The 7,502-nt window shown below is 68.5% G+C and carries 7 protein-coding genes and 1 pseudogene; 3 read left to right on the top strand and 5 right to left on the bottom strand.

Annotated features, from left to right (window positions below):
- A partial coding sequence (locus tag FUT87_RS21480) for an N-acetylmuramoyl-L-alanine amidase (RefSeq protein WP_186830685.1) occupies window positions 1-629 on the top strand: 629 nt, incomplete at its 5' end.
- Window positions 630-660: 31 nt separating this feature from the next.
- On the opposite strand, the gene FUT87_RS21475 is transcribed toward FUT87_RS21480, so the two are convergent.
- The 5 genes and pseudogenes from FUT87_RS21475 to FUT87_RS21460 all read right to left on the bottom strand — a co-directional run bounded on the left by FUT87_RS21475 (window position 661) and on the right by FUT87_RS21460 (window position 5,641).
- Window positions 661-1,179 (bottom strand): nucleotidyltransferase family protein, encoded by a 519-nt coding sequence (locus tag FUT87_RS21475; protein ID WP_147242331.1) that lies wholly within the window; start codon window positions 1,177-1,179, stop codon window positions 661-663.
- A 53-nt stretch (window positions 1,180-1,232) separates the two neighbouring features.
- Window positions 1,233-2,318: a PDZ domain-containing protein gene (locus tag FUT87_RS31465; protein ID WP_222617239.1), complete on the bottom strand. Its 1,086-nt coding sequence runs from the start codon at window positions 2,316-2,318 to the stop codon at window positions 1,233-1,235.
- A gap of 3 nt (window positions 2,319-2,321) precedes the next feature.
- A pseudogene (locus tag FUT87_RS31460) lies at window positions 2,322-2,395 on the bottom strand (hypothetical protein); the annotation flags it as partial.
- Between the two features lie 2,134 nt (window positions 2,396-4,529).
- Complete coding sequence (locus FUT87_RS29160) at window positions 4,530-4,691, bottom strand: hypothetical protein (protein ID WP_186830684.1); 162 nt, start codon at window positions 4,689-4,691, stop codon at window positions 4,530-4,532.
- Window positions 4,692-4,987: 296 nt separating this feature from the next.
- Window positions 4,988-5,641 (bottom strand): DedA family protein, encoded by a 654-nt coding sequence (locus FUT87_RS21460; RefSeq protein WP_147242330.1) that lies wholly within the window; start codon window positions 5,639-5,641, stop codon window positions 4,988-4,990.
- A gap of 266 nt (window positions 5,642-5,907) precedes the next feature.
- Here FUT87_RS21460 and FUT87_RS21455 point away from each other — a divergent pair, with 266 nt between their 5' ends.
- Window positions 5,908-6,828: a CPBP family intramembrane glutamic endopeptidase gene (locus tag FUT87_RS21455; RefSeq protein WP_186830683.1), complete on the top strand. Its 921-nt coding sequence runs from the start codon at window positions 5,908-5,910 to the stop codon at window positions 6,826-6,828.
- A partial coding sequence (mutL, locus tag FUT87_RS21450; protein WP_186830682.1) for a DNA mismatch repair endonuclease MutL occupies window positions 6,729-7,502 on the top strand: 774 nt, incomplete at its 3' end. The genes FUT87_RS21455 and mutL, both read left to right, overlap by 100 nt.

Here is a 7,502-nt window from a genome sequence, read left to right as displayed (position 1 = left end):
TGGTGCTGGCGATCGGCAAGAAGCTGCGCGACCGGCTGAACGCCAACCCGCGCATCCGCGTGATGATGACGCGCGATGCGGACTTCTTCGTCCCGCTGGGCGAGCGGGTGCGCAAGGCGCGGCGGGTGCAGGCCGACCTGTTCGTGTCCATCCACGCCGACGCCTTCATCACGCCGAAGGCGCGCGGGGCCTCGGTCTTCGCGCTGTCCACCAGCGGCGCGAGCTCGACGGCGGCGCGCTGGATGGCGGACAAGGAGAACGCGGCCGACGTCATCGGCGGCGTCAACAGCAAGGCGGTGAAGGATGCCGGCGTGCTGCGGGCGATGCTCGACATGAGCACCTCGGCGCAGATCAAGGACAGCCTGAAGCTGGGCGGCGAGGTGCTGGGACAGATCGGCAAGCTGGCCAAGCTGCATAAGGGCAGCGTGGAGCAGGCCGGCTTCGCGGTGCTGAAGGCGCCGGACGTGCCGTCGATCCTGGTGGAGACGGCGTTCATCTCCAACCCCGAGGAAGAAGCCAAGCTGCGCGACCCGGACTACCAGGATGACCTGGTCAAGGCGCTGGCCACCGGCATCGCGCGCTACTTCGCGAAGAACCCGCCGCTGGCGGCGAGACATCGAGCGTTGTGACGCCGAGCCGCCCGAGGGACATGCCGACGCTCTATAGCGGCACGATCGTCACGCCGGGCCAGCGCTCGGCGTAGCGTTTCGCCGCGGTCCTGTCCCGGAAGTTCTGCTCGCTGGCGCGCGTCGGGTTGCGGCGCACGACCATGTTGAAGAGGTCGTCGAGCCCATGGGGCGCGATCACATGGATCGTGTCGTCCGCGTCGAGCCAGAGCGCCACCGAGGTCGCGTACTCGGGCCAGCTGCCGACGGCTTCCTCGAGCGAGCGCAACGGCGCCACGGCGTGGCCGAAGTACGACTCGAACCAGAGATGCACCGCGGCCTGGTTAGTCACTTCCCACGGCAGCCCGGGCAGGCGTTCAGACAACCGGCGCTGGAGTTCGGCATCCCGCTCGCCACGCAGGTCCACGGGATCGAAGAACGCGACGTCGACATCGGACAGGGCCGAGGGCTGCCGATGCCCGCTCAGCGCATCCCACACGAGGTTGCGAACCGCGCCGGCACCGATGCACCAGGACGCCAGGCCCAGCGAGCGCACCGCGCGCAGCGCGTCCATGAGCCAGCCGCTGCCGCGCGCGAGCTCGACGAGCCGCGCGCGGTGGTCGACGCTCACTTGCCCAACTGCGTCGGCATCGGCGGCGCCACGGTGCGCTGGATCGGCTGCCATGTCTTCAGGCGCTCCATCACGTTCGCGACCGCCGCCTCGAGCTGAACGTCACGGCCGGCATTGACCGCCACCGGGTCCAGGTCCACATCGATGTCGGGCGAGACGCCTTCGTTCTCGATGCGCCATTCGCCTTCCGGCGTGAAGAAGCGGAAGAACGGCACGACCAGGAAGCCGCCATCGATCAGGCTCGGATTGGCCGAGATCCCGATCAGCCCGCCCCAGGTCCGCTTGCCGATCAGCGGCCCCAGCCCCGTGCGCTTGAACGCATACGGCATGAAGTCGCCGCCGGAGCCCGCGTCCTGGTCGATCAGCATCGCCTTGGGCCCGTAGATCGCGCCCGCGGGCGTGTCGTAGATCAGGCCATCGCGGTCCTTCCAGCTGCCCAGGTAGGCCCGGTTCAGCAGCTCGGTCACGTAGTTGGCCGCCTGGCCGCCGCCATTGCGGCGGTCGTCGACGATCAGGCCCGGCTTGTCCACCTGCGCGAAGAACATCCGGTTGAAGTGCTGGAAGCCCGGGCCGGCCGTGTCCGGCATGTAGACGTAGGCGATCTTGCCGCCGCTCAGGCGATCCACTTCCTCGCGGTTGTGGTCGATCCAGGCCCACTGGCGCAGGCGGCTCTCGGTCGAGATCGGCTCGACCGTCACGCGCCGCGCGCCCTGCCCGTTCGCGTTGGCCGACACCGTCAGCTGCACCTGCTTGCCGACCGTGTTCTCCAGCTGCTGGTACAGGTTGTGGGTGCCGTCCACCGGCTGGCCGTTGACCGCCAGCAGGTAGTCGCCCTCCTTGACGCCCAGGCCAGGCGCGGCCAGCGGCGCCTTCAGGTAGGGATCCCAGCGGTCACCCTTGAAGATCTTCTTGATGCGGTACTTGCCGTTCTCGAAGCTGAAGTCCGCGCCCAGCAGGCCCACCGCGACGCGCGCCTCCTGCACCACGTCGCCACCGCCCACGCGGTTGTGGCCCACCTGCAGCTCGCCGATCATCTCGACCAGCAGGTCGTTCAGGTCCTCGCGGCGCTGCACGCCGGCCACCAGCGGCGCATAGCGCTGATAGACGCTTGCCAGTCCAGGCCGTGGAGCTTGGGGTCGTAGAAGAACTCCTTCTCCATCCACCAGGTCTCGTCGAAGATCTGGCGCCACTCGGCGCGCGGGTCGATGCGCGTCTTCAGGCCCGACAGGTCGATGCTCTTGGTGTCGACCTTCTCGCGGGCGTCGGCGATTTCCAGTCGGCCGCCGCCCAGGTTCAGCAGGAGCTTCTTGCCATCGGGGCTGAGGCTGTAGTCCTCGACCTGCGGCTTCACCAGCTTGGCCTTCTTCTCCTCGAAATCGAAGCGGTACAGGTCGCCCTTGCGGCCGTTGCCGCCCTCGGCGTCAATCGACACGCCGGGCTGCTTGCGCTCCAGGTAGAACAGCGCGCCATCGTCGGCCACGCCCAGGTCGTCGTAGCGGGCCGTCGCGACCGGCAGGCCGACGATGCGGTCCTTCAGGCCGGCGAAGTCGATCCGCACCGGCTTGGCCTTGGGCTTGACGTCCTTGGCGTCGTCCTTCTTGTCGGACTTGTCGGCCTTCGCGTCCTTGTCAGCCTTGTCGGACTTTTCGCCCTTGTCGGACTTGCCCGCCTCCTTGTCTGCGTCCTTGGTCTCGTCCGCCTTGCCCTTGCCGTCCTTGCCCTCCTCGTCGCCCGCCTTGGGCTCGAGCGGCGACTTGCCGTCGGCGCGCAGCACCGCCGCGTACAGCCCCATGCGCAGCGAGCGCTCCTGCGTCGACATGTCCAGGCCCACCTGGGCCGGGCCGGAATTGATCGAGGCGGCGAAGAACAGCACGTCGCCCTTGGTCGAGAACGCCGGCAGGTTGGCGTGGCTCAAGCCGTCGGTGACGGTGTGCTGCTGGCCAGTCTGGAAGTCGGCGATGCGGACCTGGCTGAAGAAGTTCTTTCCGACCACCGTGTAGGCCACGTAGCGACCGTCGGGCGAGAAGCTGACGTCGAAGCCGGCGCGACGCTCGCTGGTGTCGATCTTCGCGAGCCTGCCCGACTGCGGGCCGCTCAACGGCAGCTGGTAGAGGTTGAGGTGGTTGTCCTGCAGCACCAGCCGCGCGCCATCGGGCGACCAGTCCAGCAGCGTGTAGTAGCCGACCTCGGGCAGCAGGATCTTGCGCGTGGGCTTGTTGGCGGCCTGGTCGCCGAGCTGGTCGCGGATCACCACCTGGTGGCGCATGCCGGGCTCGTCGGAGACGTAGGCGACCTGCTGGCCGTCGGGGCTCCAGATCGCATCCTTCTCGCGCACGCCGGAGGTCTGCGTCAGGTTGCGCACGACGCCGTCCTTCACCGGCACGGTGAAGACCTCGCCGCGGGCGCTGATCACCGCGCGCTTGCCGGTGGCCGACAGCGCCGCCTTGGTGACGGTGCGGGCCGCGTCCTTCCACTGCACGCGGGCCTCGTTGCTGGGCTCGTTCAACGCGATGCTCAGGATGCGCGCGGTGCCGCCTTCCAGGCCGATCTCCTTGAGCTGCCCGCCGGCCTCGTAGACGATGCGCCCGTCGCGGCCATCGGCGCTGCGCACGTCCCAGACGGTTTCCCGCGTCAGCTGGCGCAGCGCCTTGGTCCTGGTGTGGAAGGCGAAGAGGTTGGCCGCGCCGTCGTTGCGGTCGGAGATGAAGACGACCTCGTCGCCCATCCAGATCGGATTGCTGTCGGTCGCGTTGACATGCGGGATCTGCTCCCAGGTCTTGCCCTTGGGATCGAGGATCCAGATCGGCGGCGTGGTGCCGCCGCGGCTCTGGCGCCAGCCGCTCGGGCCCGAGTAGGCCGCGCCGTTGGGGCGGTAGGCCAGGCGCGTGCCGTCGGGCGACCACACGCCCTCATAGGCGACAGCCTCCATCACCTTCTGCTCGAAGCCGCCTTCCAGCGCCACCTCGAACAGCTGCTTGCTGCGGGTGTTCAGCACCTCGCGGTTGGAGGCGAACAGCACGCGCCTGCCATCGGCGCTCCAGCCGGTCACCTGGTCCGCGGACGGATGCCAGGTCAGGCGCCGCGGCTGACCGCCGCTGGCGGCGATCACGTAGACATCGGTGTTGCCGTCGTAACCGGCGGAGAACGCGATCCACTGCCCGTCGGGCGAGAAGCGCGGCGCAAACTCCGGCGCGGCATGACCGGCCAGGCGGCGCGGCTGGCTGCCGTCGCGGTTGGCGATCCACAGGTCGCCGCCGTAGACGAAGGCCAGGTGGCGCGCCGACACGGCAGGCTCACGCAGCAGCATCGTCACGGCGGGGGGCCGGCGCGGCGACGCTCGCGGCGGAAGAAGCGGAAGCAGTCGCGGCCTGCTGGGCCTGCGTGGGCGCCGCCGCGATGGCGGCGGTCAAGCTCAGGGCCAGGGTGGCGGCCTTGCTGAGAGTGCTGAGTTGCATGGGCTTGTCGGCGGTGAAAGGCAGCGGGCGAGGATAGCCCCGTGAATTTCCCGTGACGAAGCTCACCCCCGGGGTTTGCGCGCGGGGTGCGTCGGTGTTTTCCCGGGAGGGTGGCTGGGGGGGGCGCCCGCCTGCCGAGGACCGCCCAACTGCCGAGGTCGAGCGCTTGGTCGCTGGGGCGTGGGGCCCTGGCCGCAAGGGCCAGAACCCCACGCCCCACCGCCCCCGAACGGCTCGCTGTCCGCGACGCGGCTCGCTGCGTGCGTCGAGCTGTGCGCTGTCTGGGGGAAGTGCGGTTATGCAGCGGAGGTGGACTTCGCTCGCGAGGCCTTCCATCCGCCGTAGAGGGCGATGAGGCCGGGGATGATGATCATGGCCCAGATGATCTTGGAGAGATGGGTCTGGACGAAGGGGATGTTGCCGAAGAGGTAGCCCGCCAGCGTCAGGCCCACCACCCAGATGACGCCACCGGCGACGTTGTAGGCGGTGAAGCGGCTGCGGGTCATCTCGGCGACGCCGGCCACGAAGGGCGCGAAGGTGCGGATGAACGGCATGAAGCGCGCCAGGATGATGGTGACGCCGCCGTGCTTCTCGTAGAACTCATGCGCGGCGTCGAAGGCGCGCTTGTTGAAGAAGCGGGACTGCTCCCACTGGAATACCTTGGGCCCGAAGTAGCGCCCGATCGTGTAGTTGCACTGGTCGCCCAGGATCGCGGCCACCAGCAGGACGGTGATCGCCAGCGGCAGGTTCATCATCCCGGTGCCGCACAGCGCACCGACCACGAACAGCAGCGAATCGCCCGGCAGGAAGGGCATCACCACCAGGCCGGTCTCCACGAAGACGATCAGGAACAGCAGCGCGTAGACCCACATGCCATAGGCAGCCACGAACTCGGCGAGGTGCTTGTCGACATGCAGGATGAAGTCGACGAGGAAGTGCATCAGATCCATGGGCGCGGATTATGGCGGGCGGTTCCATGACAACCGGTGACGAAACGCGAGATCGCCCGACTTGGAATTGCTGAGTGGCCCACCGAACAGAGGCAATGACGTCAGCCCCGCCAGCTCATTGATGTGATGGAAGAAGTGCCTATCGACGGCAGCTGAGCCAGGTCCGAAGAATGGCCTGGCCTTTGAGGTTCCCGAAGGGCATCGACGGATGTCGCAGGGGCTTCCTGGGGCACCTCGTCTCCTTTCTCATCTTTGAGAACTTCGCAATGAATTCCCTGCCTCGACGCTTCTTTTCCATCGTGAAGGCCCTCTCGATCTGGACCTATCTCAAGCTCGCCTCGACGGCGATGGCATTCGCGGCGTTCAGCGAGGACTGGCGGTCGTACTTCGACTCTGCGAATACTGCCCATGCCGTCAAGTTCCTGTCGCCCCTCCTGATGGTGGTGCCGCTGTACCTCCTCCTTCGCGGGCGTCTGTCCTTGCCACTCCAGGGCTATGGACCGCCCTCGGCGCCAGATCGGGCGGACCGCGTCGCGGTGGCGCTGATCCTCGCCACGCCGTTCGCGGCGTTTCTCCCGTCGGTGGACAGCCTCGCGGACGCGAGCCTCATGGAGGGCCGCGGGTTCGGCGCGATCGCGGCTTCGCTGCTGGCCATCGCCAGCTTGGCGATCTTCGAGGAGTTGATCTTCCGCGTCGCGCTGATGGGCTTGCTGCTGAGAGCCGGACTGCCCGCCGTCGCCGTGCTGCTGATCCAGGCGGCGCTCTTCGTCATGAGCCACGGCTCGGCGCCCTACGTGGCGCCCGAGTCGCTCCTGCGATACAGCGCCGGCGCCCTGACGCTGGGCGGCCTGTATCTCGTCTCACGAACCTTGTGGGCTCCGATCCTGCTGCATATCAGCGTCAACCTGCTCCTGGCCCAAGGCATGCCTGCGGCGTACTGGATCGCGCTGCCGCTCGCCGAATCCACACAGCGCAACTGGTTTCACGGCTGCACGAGGTCCTTCATCGCCATCGGCGCCTGCTGGTGCGCGTGGCGACTCTTTCACCGCCGGGCGGCCGGATCGACGGCCTTCTACAATCGCGCCCCATGGATGACACCCTCGCCCCGATGGCGGACTCCGCGGCCGATCAGGGCCACGCCGTCTCCGGCGCGCGCCGCGCGATCCGCGAACTCCCCGATGAACTGATTTCCCAGATCGCCGCCGGCGAGGTCGTCGAACGCCCGTCCTCCGTCGTGCGCGAACTGGTTGACAACGCGCTGGACGCCGGCGCCGGCCAGATCCAGCTCAAGCTGATCGCCGGCGGCATCCGCTCCCTGATCGTCGAGGACGACGGCCACGGCATCCCCGATAGCGAACTGCCGCTGGCCATCAAGCGCCACGCCACCAGCAAGATCGGCAGCCTCGGCGACCTCGAGGCCGTCGCCACCATGGGCTTCCGCGGCGAGGCCCTCGCCGCCGTGTCCTCGATCGCGGAACTGGCCATCATCTCCCGCTTCCACGGCGCCCCGCATGCCTGGCGGCTGGAAGCCCGCACCGGCGAGCTCAGCCCCGCCGCCCGCGCCAGAGGCACCTCGGTCGAGGTCCGCGAGCTGTTCTTCAACACCCCCGCCCGCCGCAAGTTCCTCAAGAGCGAGGGCACCGAGCTGGCGCACTGCCTGGAAGCGCTGCGGCGCCACGCCCTCGCCCGCCCCGACGTCGGTTTCGCCGTCTGGCACGAGGGCAAGCTGGTCGACCAGTGGCGCGCGTCGCCGCTGCCGCAGCGGATCGCCGAAGTCCTGAACGAGGAATTCATCGCGCAGAGCCGCGAGGTCTCCGCCGAGGTCGGCCCGATGCGCATCCACGGCCGCATCGGCCTGCCC

This window comes from Mitsuaria sp. TWR114 (assembly GCF_007997345.1).
This window is presented reverse-complemented; position numbering and strand designations above follow the sequence as displayed.

Excerpts from the sequence above, each read along its gene's own strand:
- FUT87_RS29160 (WP_186830684.1), bottom strand. The coding sequence starts at position 4,691 with ATGCAACTCAGCACTCTCAGCAAGGCCGCCACCCTGGCCCTGAGCTTG.
- FUT87_RS21460 (WP_147242330.1), bottom strand. The coding sequence starts at position 5,641 with ATGGATCTGATGCACTTCCTCGTCGACTTCATCCTGCATGTCGACAAG.
- FUT87_RS21475 (WP_147242331.1), bottom strand. The coding sequence starts at position 1,179 with ATGGACGCGCTGCGCGCGGTGCGCTCGCTGGGCCTGGCGTCCTGGTGC.
- FUT87_RS21455 (WP_186830683.1), top strand. The coding sequence starts at position 5,908 with ATGAATTCCCTGCCTCGACGCTTCTTTTCCATCGTGAAGGCCCTCTCG.